The 23,297-nt window shown below is 41.2% G+C and carries 23 protein-coding genes and 1 other annotated feature; of the genes, 9 read left to right on the top strand and 14 right to left on the bottom strand.

Annotated elements, in window-relative coordinates:
* Window positions 1-83 precede the first annotated feature (83 nt).
* Window positions 84-344: a 30S ribosomal protein S20 gene (gene rpsT, locus JI723_RS03625; protein ID WP_070926889.1), complete on the top strand. Its 261-nt coding sequence runs from the start codon at window positions 84-86 to the stop codon at window positions 342-344.
* A 52-nt stretch (window positions 345-396) separates the two neighbouring features.
* Here rpsT and nhaR read toward each other — a convergent pair whose 3' ends face one another.
* The 4 genes from nhaR to dnaK form a co-directional block, all read right to left on the bottom strand.
* Complete coding sequence (gene nhaR, locus JI723_RS03620) at window positions 397-1,320, bottom strand: transcriptional activator NhaR (RefSeq protein ID WP_070926891.1); 924 nt, start codon at window positions 1,318-1,320, stop codon at window positions 397-399.
* Between the two features lie 308 nt (window positions 1,321-1,628).
* Window positions 1,629-2,801 carry a Na+/H+ antiporter NhaA gene (nhaA, locus tag JI723_RS03615; RefSeq protein ID WP_140182774.1) on the bottom strand — a complete coding sequence of 391 codons (1,173 nt, stop codon included), beginning with the start codon at window positions 2,799-2,801 and terminating at the stop codon, window positions 1,629-1,631.
* Between the two features lie 539 nt (window positions 2,802-3,340).
* On the bottom strand, window positions 3,341-4,480 hold the full coding sequence (gene dnaJ, locus JI723_RS03610; RefSeq protein ID WP_070926893.1) for a molecular chaperone DnaJ: 1,140 nt from the start codon (window positions 4,478-4,480) through the stop codon (window positions 3,341-3,343).
* A 110-nt stretch (window positions 4,481-4,590) separates the two neighbouring features.
* Window positions 4,591-6,504 (bottom strand): molecular chaperone DnaK, encoded by a 1,914-nt coding sequence (dnaK, locus tag JI723_RS03605; protein ID WP_070926895.1) that lies wholly within the window; start codon window positions 6,502-6,504, stop codon window positions 4,591-4,593.
* Between the two features lie 337 nt (window positions 6,505-6,841).
* On the opposite strand from dnaK, the gene satP reads away from it, so the two are divergent.
* A complete protein-coding gene (gene satP, locus JI723_RS03600; RefSeq protein ID WP_070926897.1) occupies window positions 6,842-7,408 on the top strand; it encodes an acetate uptake transporter in 567 nt (188 codons plus the stop codon).
* Window positions 7,409-7,482: 74 nt separating this feature from the next.
* Here satP and mog read toward each other — a convergent pair whose 3' ends face one another.
* From mog to tal, 3 genes are all read right to left on the bottom strand, one after another.
* The gene (gene mog / locus JI723_RS03595; protein WP_070926899.1) at window positions 7,483-8,061 is read right to left on the bottom strand and encodes a molybdopterin adenylyltransferase; all 579 of its coding nucleotides are present in this window, start codon (window positions 8,059-8,061) and stop codon (window positions 7,483-7,485) included.
* A 124-nt stretch (window positions 8,062-8,185) separates the two neighbouring features.
* Window positions 8,186-8,293, bottom strand: coding sequence for a type II toxin-antitoxin system RelE/ParE family toxin (locus tag JI723_RS03590; protein WP_337979951.1), 108 nt, complete (start codon window positions 8,291-8,293; stop codon window positions 8,186-8,188).
* A gap of 144 nt (window positions 8,294-8,437) precedes the next feature.
* Entirely contained in the window at window positions 8,438-9,391 is a 954-nt protein-coding gene (tal, locus tag JI723_RS03585; RefSeq protein WP_140182773.1) for a transaldolase, read from the bottom strand.
* A gap of 284 nt (window positions 9,392-9,675) precedes the next feature.
* Here tal and yaaA point away from each other — a divergent pair, with 284 nt between their 5' ends.
* The 4 genes from yaaA (at window position 9,676) to JI723_RS03565 (ending at window position 12,820) form a co-directional block, all read left to right on the top strand.
* On the top strand, window positions 9,676-10,452 hold the full coding sequence (gene yaaA, locus JI723_RS03580; protein ID WP_272580421.1) for a peroxide stress protein YaaA: 777 nt from the start codon (window positions 9,676-9,678) through the stop codon (window positions 10,450-10,452).
* 184 nt (window positions 10,453-10,636) lie between these two features.
* On the top strand, window positions 10,637-11,626 hold the full coding sequence (locus JI723_RS03575) for an aldo/keto reductase (protein WP_070926903.1): 990 nt from the start codon (window positions 10,637-10,639) through the stop codon (window positions 11,624-11,626).
* Window positions 11,627-11,983: 357 nt separating this feature from the next.
* Window positions 11,984-12,196 carry a hypothetical protein gene (locus JI723_RS03570; protein ID WP_070926905.1) on the top strand — a complete coding sequence of 71 codons (213 nt, stop codon included), beginning with the start codon at window positions 11,984-11,986 and terminating at the stop codon, window positions 12,194-12,196.
* A gap of 63 nt (window positions 12,197-12,259) precedes the next feature.
* Window positions 12,260-12,820, top strand: a complete 561-nt coding sequence (locus tag JI723_RS03565; RefSeq protein ID WP_272580422.1) for a hypothetical protein — start codon at window positions 12,260-12,262, stop codon at window positions 12,818-12,820.
* A 404-nt stretch (window positions 12,821-13,224) separates the two neighbouring features.
* Here JI723_RS03565 and thrC read toward each other — a convergent pair whose 3' ends face one another.
* The 4 genes from thrC to thrL form a co-directional block, all read right to left on the bottom strand.
* Complete coding sequence (gene thrC, locus JI723_RS03560; RefSeq protein WP_070926909.1) at window positions 13,225-14,517, bottom strand: threonine synthase; 1,293 nt, start codon at window positions 14,515-14,517, stop codon at window positions 13,225-13,227.
* 3 nt (window positions 14,518-14,520) lie between these two features.
* The gene (gene thrB / locus JI723_RS03555) at window positions 14,521-15,450 is read right to left on the bottom strand and encodes a homoserine kinase (protein WP_070926911.1); all 930 of its coding nucleotides are present in this window, start codon (window positions 15,448-15,450) and stop codon (window positions 14,521-14,523) included.
* A 3-nt stretch (window positions 15,451-15,453) separates the two neighbouring features.
* Window positions 15,454-17,913, bottom strand: a complete 2,460-nt coding sequence (thrA, locus tag JI723_RS03550; protein WP_318707566.1) for a bifunctional aspartate kinase/homoserine dehydrogenase I — start codon at window positions 17,911-17,913, stop codon at window positions 15,454-15,456.
* Between the two features lie 24 nt (window positions 17,914-17,937).
* Window positions 17,938-18,059 (bottom strand) — a sequence feature (Thr leader region).
* The gene (thrL, locus tag JI723_RS19870) at window positions 17,998-18,066 is read right to left on the bottom strand and encodes a thr operon leader peptide (RefSeq protein ID WP_071599685.1); all 69 of its coding nucleotides are present in this window, start codon (window positions 18,064-18,066) and stop codon (window positions 17,998-18,000) included. Its footprint overlaps the feature before it by 62 nt.
* A gap of 788 nt (window positions 18,067-18,854) precedes the next feature.
* Between thrL and arcA the strand changes: the two genes are divergently transcribed.
* The gene (gene arcA / locus JI723_RS03545) at window positions 18,855-19,571 is read left to right on the top strand and encodes a two-component system response regulator ArcA (RefSeq protein ID WP_070926913.1); all 717 of its coding nucleotides are present in this window, start codon (window positions 18,855-18,857) and stop codon (window positions 19,569-19,571) included.
* 174 nt (window positions 19,572-19,745) lie between these two features.
* Here arcA and creA read toward each other — a convergent pair whose 3' ends face one another.
* On the bottom strand, window positions 19,746-20,222 hold the full coding sequence (creA, locus tag JI723_RS03540) for a protein CreA (protein WP_070926915.1): 477 nt from the start codon (window positions 20,220-20,222) through the stop codon (window positions 19,746-19,748).
* 252 nt (window positions 20,223-20,474) lie between these two features.
* Here creA and robA point away from each other — a divergent pair, with 252 nt between their 5' ends.
* Window positions 20,475-21,371 (top strand): MDR efflux pump AcrAB transcriptional activator RobA, encoded by an 897-nt coding sequence (robA, locus tag JI723_RS03535; RefSeq protein WP_272580424.1) that lies wholly within the window; start codon window positions 20,475-20,477, stop codon window positions 21,369-21,371.
* A 38-nt stretch (window positions 21,372-21,409) separates the two neighbouring features.
* Here robA and gpmB read toward each other — a convergent pair whose 3' ends face one another.
* Window positions 21,410-22,057: a 2,3-diphosphoglycerate-dependent phosphoglycerate mutase GpmB gene (gene gpmB, locus JI723_RS03530; RefSeq protein ID WP_070926919.1), complete on the bottom strand. Its 648-nt coding sequence runs from the start codon at window positions 22,055-22,057 to the stop codon at window positions 21,410-21,412.
* A gap of 52 nt (window positions 22,058-22,109) precedes the next feature.
* On the opposite strand from gpmB, the gene yjjX reads away from it, so the two are divergent.
* Entirely contained in the window at window positions 22,110-22,646 is a 537-nt protein-coding gene (gene yjjX / locus JI723_RS03525) for an inosine/xanthosine triphosphatase (protein ID WP_070926921.1), read from the top strand.
* 310 nt (window positions 22,647-22,956) lie between these two features.
* Here the strand turns inward: yjjX and trpR are convergent, their stop codons facing one another.
* Window positions 22,957-23,280, bottom strand: coding sequence for a trp operon repressor (gene trpR / locus JI723_RS03520; RefSeq protein WP_070926923.1), 324 nt, complete (start codon window positions 23,278-23,280; stop codon window positions 22,957-22,959).
* Window positions 23,281-23,297 lie beyond the last annotated feature (17 nt).

Here is a 23,297-nt window from a genome sequence, read left to right as displayed (position 1 = left end):
AATCCATTGACAAATGAAGGCCGAAAGGGCATATTCCTCGACCTTTGAATTGTCCTCAATAGAATACATTTGGGAGTTGGACCTTGGCTAATATCAAATCAGCTAAGAAACGCGCTATACAATCTGAGAAACGTCGTCAGCACAACGCTAGCCGTCGTTCTATGGTGCGTACTTTTATCAAGAAAGTTTACCTTGCTATCGCTGCTGGCGATAAAGAAGCGGCTCAGAAAGCATTCAATGACATGCAGCCTATTGTTGATCGTCACGCCACTAAAGGCCTGATCCACAAAAATAAAGCAGCTCGTCATAAAGCTAACTTAGTTGCTCAAATCAAAGCAATGTAATTTTGCTTCTTGATTAGCTAAAAAAACCGGCTCTTGCCGGTTTTTTTGTCTGTTAAACTTTTTTCTCAAGCTTATCAAAGGGTGTTGAGAATAGATTTGAAAAATCTTTATTACAGACACGCTGAACAGCAGGATGCTGTATCATACGTTCAGCAAAAATAACAAAATACTCTTCTTTCACGCTATCGAGCCGTCCTAATTCGATCACGTCTTCTCCAGCCAAAATATCTGCTGCATATAATGAAGGCGCCACAAATATGGCATTATGAGACACACCAAACGCTTTCATTAAAGCGGCATCATCAAATTCGCCGAGAACTTCAACTTCCAAGTTTTTATTACGGATCCACGTGAGTAAGTGGCGACCTAACATAGAACGACGACCGGGTATTAACAAGCGACGCTCTTCTAAACACTCAGGGAATGGCTTCTTAGGCACCGGTTGACGACAAAAGAAACTCATACTACATTCGCCTAGCTTCACAGAAAACAAACCTTCTTGTTGTGATGAATCCACAGGACAATCAGATAGGATCATATCAAGCTTGTGCTGACTTAATTGCTCAAGCAACATCTCATGAGTAGATTCGAAGCAGCGTAAGTGGATCTGCTCATGCTCAACCACCGCCGTTTCTAATACTCGGCTCACCAGCTGTTTTGATAACGCGTCAGCAACCCCGACATCAAACAACAAGTTCGATTCTCGGCTATAGTTGACAATATCAAGCATCTCTTGGCTAAGCATAAACATTTTATCAGCATAGCGAAAAATAAGCTGCCCAAGCTCAGACGGCACTAAACCACGCCCTTGCCGCTTAAATAGTTTACCGCCTAACCGCTCTTCTAATGCTTTTATTTGCCCTGTGATAGTCTGAGGCGTTAAATACAACGCATCAGCGGCCCCAACCACTGAACCCTCTTTACATACATGCCAAAAATAATAAAGATGGTTAAAATTAAGATGTGAAACCCGCATATCATTTCCTTCCATACCACCAATAGTCGCCTGACCATATTGGTTCTATACTCATCATGCCTTCAAGATGCGGGGATTTTCGTTAAGACATAATCGCTTTATGGGTCACAGTGTTTCTCTATGCACTCCACCTGTCTTCGATGATCGCCTACCTGCATCTCGAATTATTTAGAGTCTACATGCCCTTTTTCAGGAGCTATTATAAAAATACCCGCAGCACAAAAAGTGAATACTGCGGGTACATCATAATGGATTAACTCGGAAATTCTTACTATTTATTTCTAAAATTATTGGAATTCAGACAATCACTATTTTTGTTGACCTTTCGGTAACACTACCTTTAACAAAAAATAACCTAAAAATGCGGCAAGTGTCGAACCTATCAAAATACCCAGCCGTGAATAGGTACTGTAGCTTTCATCCAGCCCATCAAAAGCAAGACCAGTGATGAAAATAGACATAGTAAAACCGATTCCACATAAGACAGATACAGCGAATACCTGCTTCAAATTAATTGACTCCGGTAATTTGGCAAAACCAAGTTTTACCGAAACCCAACTAAATAGAAAGATCCCTAGTGGTTTACCAAATAATAATCCTGCGGCAACACCTAAAGGTAATGTGCTCATCAAACCATCTAGTGTCACACCATTTAATTGAACCCCTGAATTTGCAAAAGCAAATATTGGTAAAATCATATAGGCAACCCATGGATGCAATACATGTTCTAACTCTTCTGATGGCTTAGTATTATTGGTGCCACGAAGTGGGATCAAGAAGCCAACAATAACACCGGCTAACGTCGCATGAACCCCTGATTTGAGTATACATACCCACAAAATTAGCCCGATAACTAAATAAGCTGCGGTATTTTCAACTCGCCGCCAATTCATCATAATCAATATCGCTACACATAAAGCCGCTAAGCCCAGCGCAACCATAGACAGTGAATTAGTATAGAAAAATGCAATGATGACAATAACACCAAGATCATCAATAATGGCAAGCGCCAATAAAAATACCTTTAATTCCGTCGGTACACGCTTACCTAATAACGCCATCACCCCTAATGCAAAAGCGATATCTGTTGCGGCGGGTATTGCCCAACCTTGACGAGTAACCTCATCTGCTCCATTAAATAATAAATAAATCAGAGCTGGTGCTAACATTCCGCCTAAAGCTGCAATGGCTGGGAAAATAGCTTTATCTTTACCTGCTAATGATCCTTCAAGTAGCTCACGCTTAACTTCAAGACCAACAACAAGAAAGAAAATGGCCATCAAAAAATCATTAATCCATAAAATTAATGGCTTATCGAGTTCTAATGATGAAATTTTAACGGCGATTGGAATATCTAAAAACTGCTGATATAGCCCCTGAAATGGCGAATTTGCCATAATTAATGCGACTATGGCAGCAATGATCAGGAGTAGCCCTCCTGCTGCTTCTAACCTTAAAAATTTACGGATGATTGCTGTCATATGTTTAACCTCAAAATAAACAGAGTGTTAATACTATGCTAATCATTGATTCGTAAAAAATCGTTTATTTATCCATTATCATTCGGATTTAACGAATATTTAGAGAAATAGCTCACTAAATATGCTAAATAATCGTTAAATTTTAATATAGACAAATTAATTTGAATTTGCTCACCCTTTTTCATATTGAAGAACTCCGAAATCAAACACTCAGGTTTACGCTATTGCCTTTTCACTTATTAAAACAAGTTATATAAGCTTAAACCCTCGCTCAATTTTCGTCTGCAACGTTGTGAATATTGGTGATTTATTTACGTTCGTGCTCGAAGCTCTGTGCATCTTTTGCAATAAATAACAGACAAAATAGCAATCGCTTCACAAAATGCGCTATGGATAAGAGTGATAGGTTAATTTAGCCTAATATTCATCACGATCAGCGGTGTCTTTTAAGCAGAAAGACTCTTCATCAAGCTTAGCGGATAAAAAAACACCCGCAAAAGCGAGTGTTTTAAAATAATGAAGAAGTAATAATATAATTATTATTTGTTAGTCAGGTCATCAAAGAATTTCTTCACGCCATCTAAAAAGCGTTTTGAACGTGGACTATTTTTTTCACCACTAGTACCACCCAATGATTCACCGAACTCTTTGAGCAATTCTTTTTGTTTCTCATTAAGCTTAACGGGTGTTTCAACCACAATGTGGCACATCAAATCACCTTGCAATCCACCTCGAACAGATTTCACACCTTTTCCTTTCATACGGAAAACTTTACCTGTTTGAGTTTCTGCTGGGATCTTCAGTTTCACGCGACCATCGAGGGTTGGGACTTCAATTTCACCGCCCAATGCTGCAATTGCAAAGTTGATAGGGACTTCGCAATGTAAGTTGTTACCATCACGCTCAAAAATATTATGTGGCAACACGTGGACTTGAACAAACAGATCACCCGCTGGCGCGCCATTCTCACCTGCTTCACCTTCGCCTGATAAACGAACGCGATCACCAGTATCAACCCCAGCAGGGATTTTAACTGACAATGTTTTATAACGTTCAACACGACCATGTCCATGACATTTGTTGCATGGGTCTTTAATCACTTTACCACGGCCATGACAGGTTGGGCATGGTTGTTGAACCGAGAAGAACCCCTGACGCATATGCACCTGTCCCATACCATGACAGGTTGGGCAAGTGTCCGCACTCGTTCCAGGTTTCGCACCACTGCCATGGCAGACATCGCAGCTTTCCAAAGTTGGGATACGGATCTCTTTGGTCACTCCACGGACAGCCTCTTCAAGAGTCAACTCCATGTTGTACTGTAGATCAGAACCACGGCTTGGGCGCTGTTGTCTACGGCCGCCTCCAAAAATATCACCGAAGACGTCACCAAAGATATCGCTAAAGTCAGCACCGCCACCAAAGCCGCCGCCGCCGCCCATACCACCTTGCTCAAACGCAGCGTGGCCATATTGATCATATGCGGCACGCTTTTGCTCGTCAGATAGCACTTCGTAAGCTTCTTTTATTTCTTTAAACTTTGATTCCGATTCTTCTTTGTTTTCCTGATTACGATCAGGATGATATTTCATCGCTAAGCGCTTGTATGCTCGCTTGATGTCTTTATCAGAAGCATTTTTTTCGAGGCCTAATACCTCATAAAAATCTCTTTTCGCCATTTATTTTACCCTTAACATGCCGACACGGGCGTAGAGTTTCCTCGACGCCCGTGTTCGGTATCAGTAACCATTAATAACCATTAGCAAGGTCACTGCGCCCGCTAAGGGCATTATTTTTTGTCTTTATCGTTAACTTCTTCGAACTCAGCGTCAACAACATCGTCATCTTTCTTCGCTTCTGCCCCAGCACCTGCTGCACCAGCTTGTGCTTGCTGCTGTGCCATTTCTAGAAGTTTTTCTGAAGCTGCAACTAATGCTTGGATTTTCGCTTCAATATCCGCTTTATCTTCGCCTTTGCTTGCAGCTTCTAGCTCAGATGTTGCTTTTTCGATGTTTGCTTTATCTTCAGCTGGCAGTTTATCGCCTGCTTCTTCGATTTGTTTACGAGTACCATGTATCAGTTGGTCTGCTTGGTTACGAACCTGTACTAACTCTTCGAATTTACGGTCCGCTTCTGCGTTCGCTTCCGCGTCACGTACCATTTTTTCGATTTCTTCATCGTTCAAACCAGAAGAAGCCTTGATGGTAATTTTTTGCTCGCGACCACTGTTTTTGTCTTTCGCAGAAACGTGGAGGATACCATCCGCATCGATGTCAAAAGTAACTTCGATTTGTGGCATACCACGCGGAGCCGGTTGAATACCATCTAAGTTAAATTGACCCAGTGATTTGTTATCGCTTGAACGCTTACGCTCACCTTGCAGAACATGGATCGTTACTGCTGATTGGTTATCTTCCGCAGTAGAGAACACTTGGCTGTGTTTAGTTGGGATGGTGGTGTTCTTCGCGATTAACGAAGTCATCACGCCGCCCATTGTTTCGATACCTAAAGACAGTGGCGTTACATCAAGTAACAGTACGTCTTTAACATCACCTGCTAATACACCACCTTGAACTGCTGCACCAATCGCAACCGCTTCATCTGGGTTAACATCTTTACGTGGTTCTTTACCAAAGAAGTCAGAAACCGCTTTTTGCACCATTGGCATACGGATTTGACCACCAACTAAGATCACGTCATTGATGTCGTTAACACTCAGGCCAGCATCTTGCAGAGCAACTTTAACTGGTTCCATTGTGCGTTTAACTAAATCTTCTACCAGTGACTCTAATTTAGCGCGAGTCACTTTAATATTCATATGTTTAGGACCTGTTGCATCCGCAGTGATATACGGCAGGTTTACATCTGTTTGTTGAGCAGAAGAAAGCTCGATTTTCGCTTTCTCAGCCGCTTCTTTCAGACGTTGCATCGCCAGCGGATCGTTACGCAGATCAACGCCTTGCTCTTTCTTAAACTCTTCGACTAAATAGTTGATCAAACGGTTATCGAAGTCTTCACCACCTAAGTGAGTATCACCATTGGTTGCTAGAACTTCATAGGTTTTTTCACCGTCAACTTCATCAATTTCGATGATTGATAAGTCAAATGTACCACCACCTAAGTCGTATACCGCAATAGTACGGTTACCAACTTCTTTATCTAAACCATAAGCCAATGCTGCTGCTGTTGGTTCGTTAATGATACGTTTAACATCTAGACCAGCGATACGACCCGCATCTTTAGTTGCTTGACGCTGAGCATCGTTAAAGTACGCTGGAACAGTAATAACAGCTTCTGTTACTGGTTCACCCAAGTAGTCTTCCGCTGTCTTCTTCATTTTTTTCAGAACTTCAGCTGAAACTTGCGGTGGTGCCATTTTTTGGCCTTTCACATCTAACCAAGCATCGCCGTTATCTGCCGCAATAATTTTGTATGGCATGATTGCAACGTCGCGCTGAACTTCTTCGTCTTGGAAACGACGGCCGATCAAACGTTTGATCGCAAATAGTGTATTTTCTGGGTTGGTCACAGCCTGACGTTTTGCTGGCTGACCGACCAAAATTTCACCATCTTGTGTGTACGCAATGATGGAAGGAGTTGTACGATCACCTTCGCTGTTCTCTAGAACACGCGCAGTAGTGCCATCCATAATTGCAACGCATGAGTTAGTTGTACCCAAGTCGATACCAATAATTTTACCCATCTAAAACGCCTCCAAAGGAATTCTTTTCTATACAATTTCGTTATCAATCTATATGAGGCTCAATATTTCATTTTCAAGGGAGTTTTTACTCCAGACCTCAATTTTTTTTGCGTTAGGCAATAATTGCGATTGATAACGAGGGATGCATTAAAGATGGGGTCGTAAATTCATTCATCAAGGGGATGACTTAAAAAAATTTGGTATTTTTTACAAAAAAACCTGTCTTCCGATCATTGTTTCAACAATAAAAACTGCGTATGATTCGCCGCCTGCTAAATTCAACCGGCAGAGTAATTATATATCTATTTGATTTTTAATATTTTTCACCAGAGGTTATATGCAATCCAGCTCTATTGCGAATCCAGGCCCACTTGGTTTATTGGGCTTTGGTATGACAACAATTCTGCTTAATATCCATAACGCAGGTTTTTTCCCTCTCTCATCAGTTATTTTGAGCATGGGAATTTTTTATGGTGGTATTGCTCAGGTGATTGCCGGACTTATTGAATATAAGAAAGGAAATACGTTTGGTGCAACAGCATTTAGTTCATACGGTATGTTTTGGCTGACATTAGTTGGGTTATTATTTTTACCAACAATGGGTTTGGCAGAAGCGACTGACCCTGCATTTTTAGGGATCTATTTGCTAATTTGGGGAATTTTTACATTTTTCATGTTCCTTGGAACATTTAAAGCTAACTTTGTCTTACAATTTGTATTTGGTAGCTTAACCGTTCTGTTTGCTCTTTTAGCGATCGGTAATTTAACTGGCAATACAACCCTTTTAACGATTGCGGGTTTCGAAGGTATTATTTGTGGTGCTAGTGCATTTTACTTGGGCATGGCTGAAGTCTTGAATGAGCAATATGGCAAAACCATTCTGCCAATTGGGCAGCGTGGGTAATTTAGATTGATATAGTCAGGTGAGATATCAATCAACTCACCTGACATATATTCATTATGCTGAAAAGCTAACCGTTAAGAACGGATCGCCGATTTTGGTCTAAAAGCCTTCACAACTGTAGGGTCGGTTTCTACATATGGTCCATCCAGTAATTGAATACAGTAAGGTACACTGGCAAAAATACCTGAAACAATCACATTTCCCTCAGCATCTTTTAACCCTTCAAGCGTCTCAGCGATCGCCTTTGGTTGCCCCGGTAAGTTCAAAATTAATGCTTGGTTACGTATCGCACCAACTTGACGAGAAAGAATCGCTGTCGGTACAAATTTCAGACTGATTTGACGCATTTGCTCACCAAACCCGGGCATTTCACGATCTGCAATTGCAAGCGTTGCATCCGGTGTAACATCACGACGCGCAGGCCCCGTTCCACCCGTTGTTAACACTAAATGACATGCGAATTCATCCACCAGTTCACAAAGAGTTTGCTCAATCATGATTTGCTCATCAGGGATCAGGCGAGTTTCAATTCTAAAAGGTGTCGTTAGCGTTTTTGCCAACCAAGCTTCTAAAGACGGAATGCCTTTATCTTCATAAATTCCACCAGAAGCACGATCAGAGACCGAAACTAAGCCTATGCGCAATTCATCCATACCAACCTCAATAAGTAACCAACAGAAAGTGTTTATAATATCACGGAAGATGTGAGCTTTCAGTGCTGTATATTGCTATGGCTATAAACGAGATGAAAAAATTGTTCATTTAATTAATTTTAAATCATTTTATCCGCTTGTTCTGAGCACTATAAAAATGTTCATGGGATCCAATACGTAACAGATATAATGATAATGCCCCTGTAATCCATGAGTAACCTAGTAATACCAGTTGCCCATTAAGCTTAAATTTATCGACTCTCAGATCGCAATACGCAGCATATGACTACGTCATGTTTTTAGTTTCAGATCACCATTAAAAACAAAAAGCCCAGCGCTTTATCCACGCTGGGCTCTTGGAAAACAATACAAGAACTTACAGTAGTTCTACGATCATTTTTTCCAGTTTTTCTTGGTCAATTGCAAACTTACGGATGCCCTCAGCCAGTTTATCAACCGCCATAGGATCCTGATTATGCTGCCAGTAGAACTGAGATTCAGTTAACTTAGCTTCAGGTTCTTTTGTCTTACCTGCATCAGTGAGTTTACGAACAACTTCGCCTTGTGCTTCAGACAACTCTTTCAGTAGTGCAGGAGAGATGGTTAGGCGGTCACAACCAGCCAATTCCAGAATTTCACCTACATTACGGAAGCTTGCACCCATAACCACCGTTTTGTAACCATGTGATTTGTAGTAGTTATAGATTTCAGTCACTGAAACCACACCTGGATCTTCTTGTGGTGCATACTCTTTTTTATCTGTATTAGCTTTATACCAATCAAGAATACGACCAACAAATGGTGAAATCAGGTATACGCCTGCTTCGGCACAAGCACGTGCTTGAGCAAAAGAGAACAACAGAGTCAGGTTACAGTTAATACCTTCTTTTTCCAGTTTCTCCGCCGCACGGATCCCCTGCCACGTCGATGCCAGTTTAATCAGAATGCGATCATTGCTGATACCCGCTTCGTTGTACAGTTTGATCAAACGACGTGCTTTAGCAATACACGCTTCTTCGTCATAAGATAAACGTGCGTCAACTTCAGTTGAAATACGTCCTGGAACCAGTTTAAGAATTTCCAGACCGATGTTTACTGCCAGTTTGTCACAAGCATCAATAACCTGTTGTTCGCGGTTACTGCTTTGCTTACGAGCCCACTCAACAGCCTCATCAATCAGTTTACGATATTCAGGAATTTGCGCTGCATTTAGGATCAACGATGGGTTAGTTGTCGCATCTTGTGGTTTATAAAGCTTCATCGCTTCAATATCACCCGTATCAGCAACAACGGTGGTTAGACTACGTAAGGAAGTTAATTTATCGGTCATTTCTTTAATCTCGTTGTTATAAAGGAATTGTGGCAAACGCCGCACCGTACAATGATAATATCACGCATCTAAGTTGCTGCAAGCGACTAAAACCATTCGGCAACAACTAATTGATATGCAATCGTTTTCGCACGTTAAATAAAAACTGAATCCTTTTAGCTTCTTTTAAGCATAATCACAGTACGACAAAATAGAAAAATTGTTTTTACTTATCTCATCGATTAGCCATTTATGCATATTTTTTGGTACAGTGGTGGTCGTCACTTTATTATAGGGATCATGTCATGCTCATCACTATTTCACCTGCTAAAACATTAGATTATGAAAGCCCTCTTGCCACGCAAACTTTCACTCAACCTGAACTACTGGGTGAATCACAGCAACTTATCGATGTTTGCCGTGAGCTTTCCCCTGCTGATATTTCTAGCCTAATGAAAATTAGCGATAAGCTAGCAGGCCTTAATGCCGCGCGTTTTGGTGAATGGCATGCAGATTTTACCCCTGAAAATGCTCGCCAAGCTATTCTTGCTTTTAAAGGTGATGTATACACAGGTATGCAAGCAGAAACCTTCAGCGAACAAGACTTTGCATTTGCTCAACAACACTTACGTATCTTATCTGGCTTATATGGGCTATTACGCCCTCTCGATTTAATGCAACCTTATCGTCTTGAAATGGGAACACGTTTGAAAAACCCTCGTGGCAAAGATTTATATGAGTTTTGGGGTAACATCATTACTGACCATTTAAACCAAGCGATTGCAGCTCAAGGCGACCAAATTTTAGTTAACCTCGCTTCTGACGAATATTTCAAATCCGTTAATCTCAAAAAATTAGATGCAGTGATGATAAAGCCTGTTTTCCTTGATGAGAAAAATGGTAAATATAAAGTGATTAGCTTTTATGCTAAAAAAGCTCGTGGCTTAATGAGCCGGTTTATTATTCAAAATAAACTCACGAAAACGGATCAATTAGCAGATTTTAATCTTGAAGGATATCAGTTTGATGAGAGTCAATCTCAAGGTAATGAGCTGATTTTTACCCGTCCTGAACAACACTAATCATCTTTAGGGTGATGGGCAGGGTGATGGGCTAATCACTGTCACCCCCCTATTTTTTATCCCATATCACAAATTTGCTAAAAATAGCGTATTGTGTCATCAATTAGCATTGATTCCTCAGAGTGCACTCTCCGGTTATGACAATATAATCTAGGTCTTTCTGCCAACAATTTGGAGGTGAAGTATGCCTTATATTGCCAATGCTCATCGTTATACAGATATGGAATATCGCCTTTGTGGTCGTAGTGGATTAAGGCTCCCTCTTATCTCTTTAGGTCTTTGGCACAATTTTGGTGACAATAAACCACAAGATAACTGTCGAGCCATGCTAAGGTATGCTTTCGATCATGGAATAACCCATTTTGATCTCGCCAATAATTATGGCCCTCCACCCGGAGCTGCGGAAAGCCAATTTGGCCGTATTCTGCAACAAGATTTTTTACCCTATCGAGATGAAATGATAATTTCATCTAAAGCAGGCTTTACTATGTGGGATGGCCCTTACGGTGACTGGGGAAGCAAAAAATATCTCATCGCAAGCCTAAATCAAAGTTTAAAAAGAATGGGCTTAGATTATGTTGATATTTTTTATCATCATCGCCCCGATCCTGACACACCACTTGAAGAAACAATGGGAGCGCTTGATCTTATTGTTCGCCAAGGCAAAGCCTTATATGTCGGGATCTCAAACTATCCAGCTGAACTTGCTAAAGAAGCAATAGAAATTCTTAACCAACTTGGCACTCCCTGCCTTATTCATCAACCTCGCTATTCGATGCTCGTGCGAGATCCTGAAGAAGGATTATTTGATGTTTTAGAAGATGAAGGTGTCGGCTCAATTGCCTATTCTCCTTTAGCGGGAGGCATACTGACCGATCGTTATTTAAACGGTATTCCAGCCGATTCTAGAGCCGCTGGTAACCCTTCTCTCCCACCGGAAAGGCTCACTTCAGCAGTCATTGGTAAAGTAAAAAAACTTAATGAACTGGCTCTTAGCCGAGGACAAAAACTCAGCCAAATGTCACTCGCCTGGATCTTACGTCATGATAGAGTCACATCAGTGCTAATTGGCGCTAGTCGTGTCAGTCAAATTGATGATGCTTTAGGTATTATTGAGAACCGTCAATTCACACAAGAAGAGCTAAAAGCAATTGAATTAATACTTGAAGACTAATATTTACCTAAAAATACGACTCTTTATTGAATATCTTTAATATCCTGCCTCTTACATTCTCATTATAAGAGGCGGTTTCCTTTCCATTACTTCACTGAAAAACAGTCACCCTACTTAAATTATCCTTTCTAATTATTTTTCATAATTAAATTGCCAATCAAATAAAATATGAAATTAATTTAAAGAACAAAAATCAAAACAAAATTTATTTCTATGATTTTTTTATCAAAAAATAAATTAAAATAAAATTTGTTATAAAGGCATGTAAATTTGACGATTTAATTTCATTGATCAATAATCCAGAAAAACTAAACTAATAGTGCAGTTTATTTAATCAATTAACCAAGAGAAATTTATATGAAAATAAAATCTATCTTTATTGCTGCACTGTTTATTCCAACTATTGCTTTTGCTTCAACAGCTCCACTGTCAGTAGAACCAATATCTACAACCATTAAGTATTTAGGGGACGGAGGCGATGGTGGTCATGGCGGCAATGGAGGTAATGGTGGAAATGGAGGGAATGGTGGCAACGGAGGTAATGGCGGGAATGGTGGGAATGGTTACTAAGCTCTAAGTAACTTAACTATTTGGTTAATCCCCCTTCAATGAAGAAGGGGGTTGGAGATAATTATGCGACAAAAATTGCTGACAACAATAGGTGTTCTATTTTTATTCCCTTTCTCAATACAATGTTATTCATCAAATTATATCTATCACCCATTAACTTCATCCATTCCACACGCCATCTCAAGCGTAAATAACGTATTCCATCTTCATGATAATGATAATGGAGGCAGTGGAGGTAGTGGAGGCAATGGTACCAACGGAGGAAATGGCGGGAATGGATCTGGAGATGGCCACGGAGGAGATGGCGGCAATGCTCAATCAGGTAGTAATGGCAATGGAGGAAATGGCGGAAGTGGCGGTATAAATGGGGGAGACGGAGGAAACGGAGGAAATGGTGATGGACGAGGGAACGGCGGTAATGGCGGAAATGGAACTGGAAATGGAAATGGAGGGAACGGTGGAAATGGTGGACATGGAGGACACGGAGGGAACGGTGGAAATGGCTCGGGAAGCGGTAATGGTGGCAATGGCGGCGATGCTGGCTCTGGAGGGGGTGAAGGTGGTCGAGGTGGCTTTGGTGGGCCTAATGGAGGAAGAAACGGTTCAGATGGTAAGGGTTCATGAAAATCCATAAATTGACCAATAAGTAAGATATTTTACTTTTTGGTGGTGATATCGTTATTTACTCTAAATAATTCAACGTGCTGGCGAACAGAGAAAATGCGGTAATGAGTGTAAGTGAACGCAGCTAGCAGCACTAGGATTGCAGTATGCCGAGTATAATATGTTTAACATAATTTACTTTAATGACTATGATACATGACAGTGGGCGTCATACACTTTCGTTGAAGGTTGCTGACAAAACGGGACACAAATGTGGTTTTTCCCGCTTTGTATTAGCATTCGAAAATCAATAAATGATTTTCTAAGTTTATTTCAAATAACCTTTATATCGCTATTGTCAAACAACCCTGTTTGTCAACAATCTGAAACGGAAGCAGTTCGCTTCCGTTTTCCTAAATAAACGTTTATTTAGGTGCTCGCTCCATTAAAAACGCTCTTAATTGCATAAAGTCTGAAGGCAAGAAATGCGATAACAAAGGTAAATCTGCACGCTCTGCTAAAGCCTGCGGTAAAGGTAATTGTTTATTTAAAATTTCCTCTACACTTTCTTTAAACTTGGCTGGATGCGCCGTTCCTAAAAATAAACCATATTCTCCCTCTTGTAGCTGATCACGCAAAACGCGATAAGCAACAGCAGCATGAGGTTCAGAAATATAGCCTTTTTTATCTAGCTCACGAACGGTTTCTTTCGTTACTTCGTCTGTTACGACACCATGGCCAAGATCTTTTAGCGACCATCCCTTACGACGGAATAATTCTTCAATGCGAGGCCAGTTATTCGGTTGGCTCACATCCATCGCATTTGACAGTGTTGCTACTGTTTGATGAGGTTGCCATTCACCTTGTTCAAGATAACGAGGCACGGTGTCATTCACATTCGTTGCCGCAATAAAGCGTTTGATTGGCAGTCCCATTGATTTCGCTAACAACCCTGCGGTTAAATCACCAAAGTTACCACTTGGAACTGAAATGACTAATTGTTGGCGTTTATCGGCTGGGATCTGAGCGACTGCTTCAAAATAGTAACAAATTTGAGCCAATAAGCGGCTGATGTTAATTGAGTTAGCCGAATTTAAATGTAGTGCTTTTTTCAGCTCTTCATCATCAAAAGATTGTTTAACTAATGCTTGGCAAGCGTCAAAATCATCTTTGATAGCAACGGTGTGAATATTTTCACCCAAAGTACAAAATAGTTTTTCTTGCAGCGGGCTAATCTTGCCCTCTGGATATAAAATAACCACTTGAACATTATTCAAACGATAAAAAGCATGTGCAACCGCAGCACCTGTATCACCCGATGTCGCTGTCAAAATAGTCACCGGCTGATTGCCTGCAACCTGCCCTAAAGCTTGAGCCATAAAACGGCCACCAAAGTCTTTAAAAGCCAGTGTTGGACCGTGGTACAGCTCTAACGTCGCGACGTCTTGTTCAACTTGTGTAACAGGTGCAGGGAAAGCAAATGCCTCTTTAACCCGTGCCGCAAGCTCCGCTTCTGGGATCTCATCACCAATAAATGCCGTCAATATGCGGCTGCTACGAGTCACAAAATCGAGTTTCAGTAGCTCGTCAATCTCAGCAGCGCTGAACTCAGGTAACTCTTGCGGGAAAAATAAACCTTGTTGCTTACCAAGACCTTGTTTGACTGCCTGTGCGAAGCTAACTTGCTCGCTATTATCTTTCAAGTTATACAGTTTCATTGTTTACCCTATTGTCCTTGCACCTTTGAGATCCAAACGGCAAATATGCACAAAGCCTTCATCGTTCTGAATATAATGTTGTTGTAAATAATCAGCCATCTTCTCTGCAATTTGTCGATCATCGCAAATCGCAAACAGTGTTGGGCCAGATCCGGAGATGCCACATGCAAGCGCACCAATTTCATAAGCATTTTTACGCGCTGCTGCAAACCCTGGAAGCAGTTGTGTGCGGTAAGGTTCCGCAACCACGTCTTGGATCATGGTCGCAGCCAGTTGAGGCTGACCAGTATGGCAAGCATGGATAAAACCTGATAAATAACGCCCATGGTTAACAATATCACGGCGTGGGTAGCTATCAGGTAAAATGGCTCGGGCTTCTGCGGTAGAAACTTTAATTCCAGGGTAAGCCATGACCCAATACCAATTATCAAATGCAGGAACTGACTGAGAAATAATACCATTTTGCTCAATGATCAGCTGTAAACCACCCAAATAACAAGGGGCAACATTATCATAATGCACGCTACCTGAAATACGGCCTTCAAGCTCTCCCATCATACTTAGTAGGGTGGTTTCATCAAAAGGTTGGCCTGCAAATTCATTCAATGCCATTAATGCAGCGACGACAGAACAAGCACTTGACCCTAAACCGGAACCAATTGGCATATTTTTTTCGAGCGTCATCGCAACATTTAAAGGTTTGCCTAACCGCTCACAAAATAGCTCCCAACATTGATAAACAATATTGTGTTCATTTTTCTTGGGCAACTTAGAAACAAAGCGCCCTTTATTGTGTAAAGAAAAACGTTCAGCCGCCTCAACAGTGACGCAATCACCGAGTAAACTTCCATCTGCTGGCGATACCGCCGCACCTAATACATCAAACCCGACACTGACATTACCAATTGAAGCGGGCGCATAAACTTTAATCACTTATCAGACTCCCAATTTCCATGATAGGGTACGTAACATGTCTGCAAATACGCCGGCAGCAGTAACATCATTACCGGCACCATACCCTCTGAGAACTAAAGGAATTGGTTGGTAATAGCGTGTATAGAAAGCCAATGCGTTTTCGCCATTTTTTACTTTGAAGAGTGGATCATTACCATCAACGGCAACAATTTTCACTTGGCAGCGCCCTTCTTCAATTAATCCAACATAGCGTAACACTTTTTCTTCTGCTTCTGCGGCTTTTATACGATCAGCAAATTGTTGGTCAAGTTGCGGTAAACGTGACATGAAGGTTGCAACATCACCAGAGCTATCAAATTCAACAGGGAGTACCGCTTCGATTTCAATATCACTTAGCTCTAGTTGGTAGCCCGCTTCGCGTGCAAGGATCAAGAGTTTACGAGCAACGTCCATACCCGATAAATCATCACGTGGGTCAGGTTCAGTGAATCCTTTTTCTTTTGCTAATGTTGTCGCTTCAGACAATGACATTCCCTCATCCAGCTTCCCAAAAATGAAAGAGAGTGAGCCCGAAAGAATACCGCTAAAGTGAACCAGTTCATCACCTGCATTAAGTAAATTCTGAAGGTTTTCGATAACAGGCAAACCTGCGCCAACGTTAGTATCGTAAAGGAATTTACGCTTTGAAGCTTCCCCTGCTAACCGCAGTTGATGGTAGTAATCCATTGATAATGTGTTGGCTTTTTTGTTTGGGGTAACGACGTTAAAGCCATCCTTTAAGAAATTCACATATTGCTCAGCAATCTCTTGATTCGATGTGCAATCAATAATCACTGGATTGAGGAAATGGTACTCACGCTCTAAACGGATCAAGCGACTTAGGCTAAATGGTTCGGTTGCTTGATCGAGTTCTTGTTTCCAATTATCCAGTGAAATGCCTTGCATATTGGTCAGCATAGCCCTTGAGTTCGCAATACCACAAACACGCAGGTCGATATGTTTTTGCTTCAACCATTGTTGCTGACGGCGAATTTGTTCGATCAGCGCATTACCGACACCACCAACACCAATGATAAAGGCTTCGATGACTTGCTCTGCATTAAACAACATTTGATGACATAGACGCACTGCCGTGGTTGCTGAACCATTAGCGATAACGGCTGAAATTGAGCGCTCAGAAGAGCCCTGAGCAATCGCAACGATATTGATATTGCCACGGGTTAATGCAGAGAAGAAACGTGCTGAAATCCCTTTAAGTGTACGCATACCATCACCAACGACTGAAATGATCGCTAGTTGTTCCATCACATCCAGAGGGTCTAATACACCATCCTTCAACTCTAAATAGAATTCTTCTTCTAATGCGTGACGTGCACGGCCTAACTCATTTTGAGGCACACAGAAGCTGATACTGTATTCAGAAGATGATTGAGTGATCAGTACGACAGAAATCCCTTTGCGTGACATCACCGAGAAAATACGTGCCGCCATGCCAACCATTCCTTTCATACCGGGGCCAGAGACGTTGATCATCGCCATATTATTAAGATTGGTGATCCCTTTAACTGGTGTACTGTCATCAGTTTGACCATCACCAATCAGAGTTCCCGGTGCACTTGGGTTGGTGGTATTTTTAATTAAGCAAGGAATTTGGAATTGAGCAATTGGGGCGATAGTGCGTGGATGCAAGACTTTTGCGCCAAAATAGGAGAGTTCCATCGCTTCTTGATAAGACATTCCCTTCAATAAGCGTGCATCAGGTACCAAACGGGGATCGCAAGTATAAACCCCATCAACGTCAGTCCAGATCTCACAACAATCAGCGCGTAAGCAAGCGGCAAGCACGGCTGCTGAGTAATCGGAACCATTACGGCCTAATACCACTAGTTCACCTTTATCATTTCCTGCGGTGAAACCCGCCATTAATACAAAGTGATCTTTCGGGATATTTAAGTCAGCGATACGCTTGGTTGATTCGTTAATATCGACCGTTGATTCGAGGTAGTGACCAACAGCGAGTAAATTTTCAACTGGATTAATCACGGTAACGTTGTGCCCGCGTGCTTTTAGCACTGATTCCATGATTGCAATAGAGAGTTTTTCACCTCGGCAAATGATTGAAGCATTGATGCTATCAGGGCATTGGCCTAGAAGAGTAATACCATGCAGTACTTGTTTTATTTGTGCAAATTCTTGTTCAGTCAGTTTTTTCAACTTGTCGTATTCAAAACCCGGCTGTTTTTCTTTCAATCCTTTTAGGAGGTTAGCAAAAATCATTTCTGCATCATTCACATGCGTGATGACATCCTGACCTGCTACCGTTTTATCAATCATTGCGACTAAATGGTTCGTGATTTTTGCTGGTGCTGATAACACCAAAGCCACTTGTCCATCAGCCAATTTACTTTCAGCGATGTCAACAACATTGAGTACTCGTTCGTCATTTGCAACCGAAGTACCGCCAAATTTAAGCACACGCATGGTATTCCTCTCCTGATTTAACACCAAAAAAAAGCCCACATCTTATTGGATGCGGGCTTTTTCATTTTTTATTTTTTGGATGCGTCAGCCCGCCCCGTTTCCTGTGGTTACGGTGGTGGTAATAATAATCGTTGTCAGGCTGATGTTACGCATAAATTCTGTCTGTCTCTTAATTTGTTACTTTCTCCCTATACGGTTAAAGCAATTACCTAAAAATGTCAAATTTATTTGCAAAAAAAGCGTTCTCTGCTAGCGGTAACTTATCAAAAATTATTCTATATATTAAATAAAAATTGAGCAGAAAATGGAACAACCCACCAAGCGGTAACTTTTAAAACCAAAAAATTAACAAATGTCGATATAAAATTTTTATGATTTTTTTAAGAGATTTTGTCAGCACTATGTTTATTTTTAATACAGCTTTCAAAAATATACAAGAATGCAACTTAGCAAATCGTAAGGCATGATCTGATAGTTAAACATGTATAGAATTTGTCACGTTTTCTTACTAACAAATTTTGTTAACGTGCTACAATTGATTTTGATATGTATCAACAAAAGTTATTTTTTTAGGTGGTAAATGCAGTATTAGCTGTTATATTGCTGTTAACAGCCCAACGTTGGGAAAATGCCTAAATTTTGATTCATTTTTGAATCTGATAATAACAGAGGCAATAGTATGCTCTAAGTAATTCAAGTTACTGCGAGGCGATAGGTGAATGAGTCACTAGGAGCATAGAAAACTATGTAACTGGTGAGAGTTAGCATAGCCAACAACACTGCAAATTGAAGTATGGCGAGTATTATATAGTAACGTTGACTCGACAACTAATTTATAACTCATAGACGCGTTTTTCCAAAAAACATAAAAACAAAACCACCTAATCTTGGAAGCGGCTTATGTGTTCACTAATTTTATTTTAAAACTTTAGGTAGCAAATATGCAGACCCCACACATTTTAATTGTTGAAGATGAGATTGTCACACGCAATACGCTAAAAAGTATCTTTGAAGCGGAAGGCTATGTTGTCCACGAAGCTACTGACGGCGAAGAGATGCATAATGTTCTTTCTGAGCATGACATCAATTTGGTCATCATGGATATTAACTTACCAGGTAAAAATGGCCTGTTGCTGGCTCGTGAATTGCGTGAACAAGAAAGTATCGCTTTAATGTTCTTAACAGGCCGTGATAATGAGGTTGATAAGATCCTCGGGCTCGAAATTGGTGCTGATGACTATATCACTAAACCGTTTAACCCTCGTGAGTTGACGATCCGTGCACGTAATTTGCTTTCTCGCACCATGAACTTATCAGGTGGCACAGAAGAGCGCCGCTTAGTTGAAAGTTATAAATTTAATGGCTGGGAGCTTGATATCAATAGCCGTTCATTAGTTAGCCCAGCCGGTGAACACTACAAATTACCACGTAGTGAGTTCCGTGCCATGCTACATTTCTGTGAGAACCCAGGTAAAATTCAAACCCGTGCGGACTTACTGAAGAAAATGACAGGCCGCGAATTGAAACCACATGACAGAACAGTGGATGTGACTATTCGCCGTATTCGTAAACATTTCGAATCAACACCTGATACTCCGGAAATCATTGCTACCATCCATGGTGAAGGCTACCGTTTCTGTGGTGATTTGGACGAATAATTCGTCTCGCTATCGATAAAAAAACCGGCCATCCCGCCGGTTTTTGTTTTACTGCACTCTATATTATTTAATCTATACGCTAAATAATGAGAGGTGCAGCTAAGTAATACATGAACGACACACTTATACCCTAACGAATAGCGCTACACCTTGAAGTATGACAAGTATGTATGATTACCATGGCATGATAGGCACGGCACTGATTGCATTCTTCGGTGAGCCATCAATCATTTTATCTGAGTAAGTGAGATAAACTAGCGTATTACGTTTAGGATCATAAAAGCGCACCACTTGTAGCTTTTTAAATACCAATGAAGTACGTTTTTGGAATACCACATGTGGTTTTTTAGGTGAACGTTTTATACGATCATTGAGCTCGATAGGACCAACTTGTTGGCATGAAATAGCGGCATCGGACGTGTCTTCTGCAAGACCTAAGCCACCTTTGATCCCCCCGGTTTTTGAACGGCTTAAGTAGCAAGTCACATTATTTACATCAGGATCATCAAATGCCTCAACAACGATTTTATGATCTGGCCCAAAAACTTTAAATACTGTATCAACTGAGCCAATCTCCTCCGCAAATGTCGCAAAAGGTAATGCCGATACTAGTGATGCCAAAAATACTTTTTTTAACTTGCCAAAACGCATACAGGTTTCCTTTTCAACCAGAAGATGCGGCTTCGCTTACGTTGGCAGCATCTTGATACTCATCATACTTCAAGTTGCAAGGGGCTGGCGGCACTGAAATAGCGGCCTACCCACAACTCAAATTCTTTTGAATATATAACTAAATGGTAAATATAACTCTTTTACTATAAACGAAAAAGGTAACTTGATATAGAATAGGCGTTCCTTGATAACCTATATCTGTTTTTAAAGTCTTCTCGACTGGGGATATACATGGATCAAACAAATATTATTCGTGACCTCCTACGCTGGATCGATGATAACTTAGATAAACCCCTATCACTCGATAATGTTGCGGCAAAAGCCGGTTACTCCAAGTGGCATTTACAACGGATGTTTAAAGACGTGACTGACCAAGCGATAGGCGCTTATATTCGCGCTCGTCGACTTTCTCGTGCAGCTGTTGCTCTACGCCTTACCAGTCGCCCAATTCTTGATATTGCACTACAGTATCGCTTTGATTCACAACAAACGTTTACTCGTGCATTTAAGAAGCAATTTAGCTTAACACCTGCTTATTATCGCCGTACTGACGAATGGTGTGCTACGGGTATTTGCCCGCCAATTATTTTGGATGACCATCGCCATTTAGATCATGAGTTTGTTCAAATGCAGGAGCAGCCATTAATCGGCTTAGAGCAAAGCTGTTCTTATGCTCTAGAAGAGTGGTCAAGTGCTTGTTCACAGATGCGCCGAACGTTCTGGCATTATTATCTAGACCATACAACAAGTATCGCTTCTGAAGTATTTGGCTTGCATCATGCTATCCATAACACTGAAAAAGAAGATGAACAAACGGTATTTTATACAACTGCGGTTAAGCCTGAAGATGCTAGCTTTAACAACGCCGAATATAGCCATTTAACCATCCCTGCTGGGGAGTATGTGAAGTTTAGCTTTAGCGGTGAACCGACAAGTGGTGCAATGCAAGAGTTTCTTTATCAAATATATGGGGTGTATCTGCCTAAGCTTAACCTGACTCGCAGGCCAGGCTACGATATTGAGCATTATAAACTTAAAGATATCAAAGTAAGCGATATTAATTATAAGAATGATGACCCAAAATCACATATTGCCGCTTTTGATTACTATATTCCAATTAGACGGTGATGATTTGGAGTTTCAATAATCTGAAACTCCAAATTAAGCTACGCTTGCTGTTCATCCAAAGCAGGTTGAGTTAAGTGGGTCACTTCACCGGTGCTTTCAACTATCCAGCCATTAGCTAGCCAAGGACTATTTTGATAATCAACACGTGAAATCGAGCAGTTACGTAAACGTAAGCGGCGCTCTGAGTAGGCAGGCACGCCTAAAATACGACTTAGTAATGTACTTAATGCGATCCCGTGACTGACCAACAATGGTCGGCTTCCTTCTGGAAGCTCTAAGCAGCTATTTAATGCAGCAAACATACGTAGGTATAACTCCTCCATCGATTCGCCATTCGGGATCCGCCCACCTTGGGTGCCATCGATAAGGCTTTTACGCCATTGTTCTTCTTGTTCTGTTAAGGTTTCGATTTCACGTTGTTCAAGAACGCCCATATTTAGTTCACGAAGACGCGGTTCTGTGATAATTTCACACCCGCAAACATCAGCGATGATTTGTGCAGTTTCACGTGTGCGTCCCATATCACTAGTGATAATATGGGTAATGCCTTCTAACTTTATTCTTTCGGCCACCTGCCTAGCTTGCAAACGACCGGTAGCAGTAAGTGGGCTGTCAGATTGCCCTTGTATACGACGAGCCACGTTCCATTCGGTTTCGCCGTGGCGAACAAGATAAACCTGTAACATAGATGTGTTCCGTTATTACTTTGTAAAGTATGTGTTCAAAGGAAAATAATTAATGTACCAAGTTATAGCTGCAACGACTAATCCTGCCAAAATTAAAGCAATTCATCTTGCTTTCGATGCTGTTTTTGGGCCAGGCAGTTATCAAATCGAAGATATTAACGTTGATAGCAGCGTTCCACAGCAACCAATCGGTAATAATGAAACCCGTACAGGTGCAAGACAACGCGTCATGGCATCAAGACAAGTACGTCCAGAAGCCGATTTCTGGGTCGGTATCGAAGCCGGCATCGATGAAGACATGACTTTTGCATGGATTGTGATTGAACATAAACAAATCCGTGGAGAGTCACGTTCAGCGAGTATTATGATCCCTGAAAAAGTTCTCGCAGGTATCCGTGAAGGACGTGAGCTTGGCGATGAGATGGCGGATTTAACCGGTATTGATAATATCAAACAACAAGGCGGCGCTATTGGTTTTTTCACTAACGGGGTACTTACACGCACAAGTGTTTACCAACAAGCACTGATACTGGCACTGGTTCCCATTAAGCATGAAATTTATAAAGAGCTAAACCAGATAGAAGATTAATTCAGCATCGTGAGGCGTATTATCAATTAAATACTGCAACACGATACACACGCCGAGTATAACGAAAAAATAACAAAAGGGGCAGTCTTTGCCCCTTATTGTTTGCATCAATGACACAATTTACACTATTTATACTCTAAATAACTCGAGGTGCAGCTAGGCGACCAAATGAACGAATCGCTAGGCGCATAGAAAACGATGTGACTGACGTGAGTGAACGTAGTCAACAACGCTGCAACTTGAAGTATGACGAGTAGAGACTTATTTATCGCCCAGATACCTTTAGTATTATTTATGGCTGTATCACACTTCACTTTTTAAGTAATTGTTCTTCCAACCAAGCTTTAACATCTTGTGGCGCTGATTTTAAACTATTGGAACCGCGAGTTATGGTTGCAATACCTACCCCTAACTCATTTTTCAGCTCCCTTTGGCTCATCTCACCGCGCATCAATTCTTGAACGATACGTACTCGAGTCGCCAGAGCTGTGCGCTCATCGGGTGTCAGTAATAATTGTAATATCGGATGCTGTAAATCTTGCTCAAATGCAAGCTGAAGTAACTTAACGAAGCGTTGCCAGTCATCGTTCTCATTGGTGGTGAGTGCCGGGTCATTAAGGTGATTTGCTGTCATGTTATCCAACCATACTA

Origin of the sequence: Providencia manganoxydans, assembly GCF_016618195.1 — a bacterium.
Taxonomy (GTDB): domain Bacteria; phylum Pseudomonadota; class Gammaproteobacteria; order Enterobacterales; family Enterobacteriaceae; genus Providencia; species Providencia manganoxydans.
Note: the sequence above shows the minus strand (reverse complement) of the source record. Positions and strands in the feature narration are given on the sequence as shown.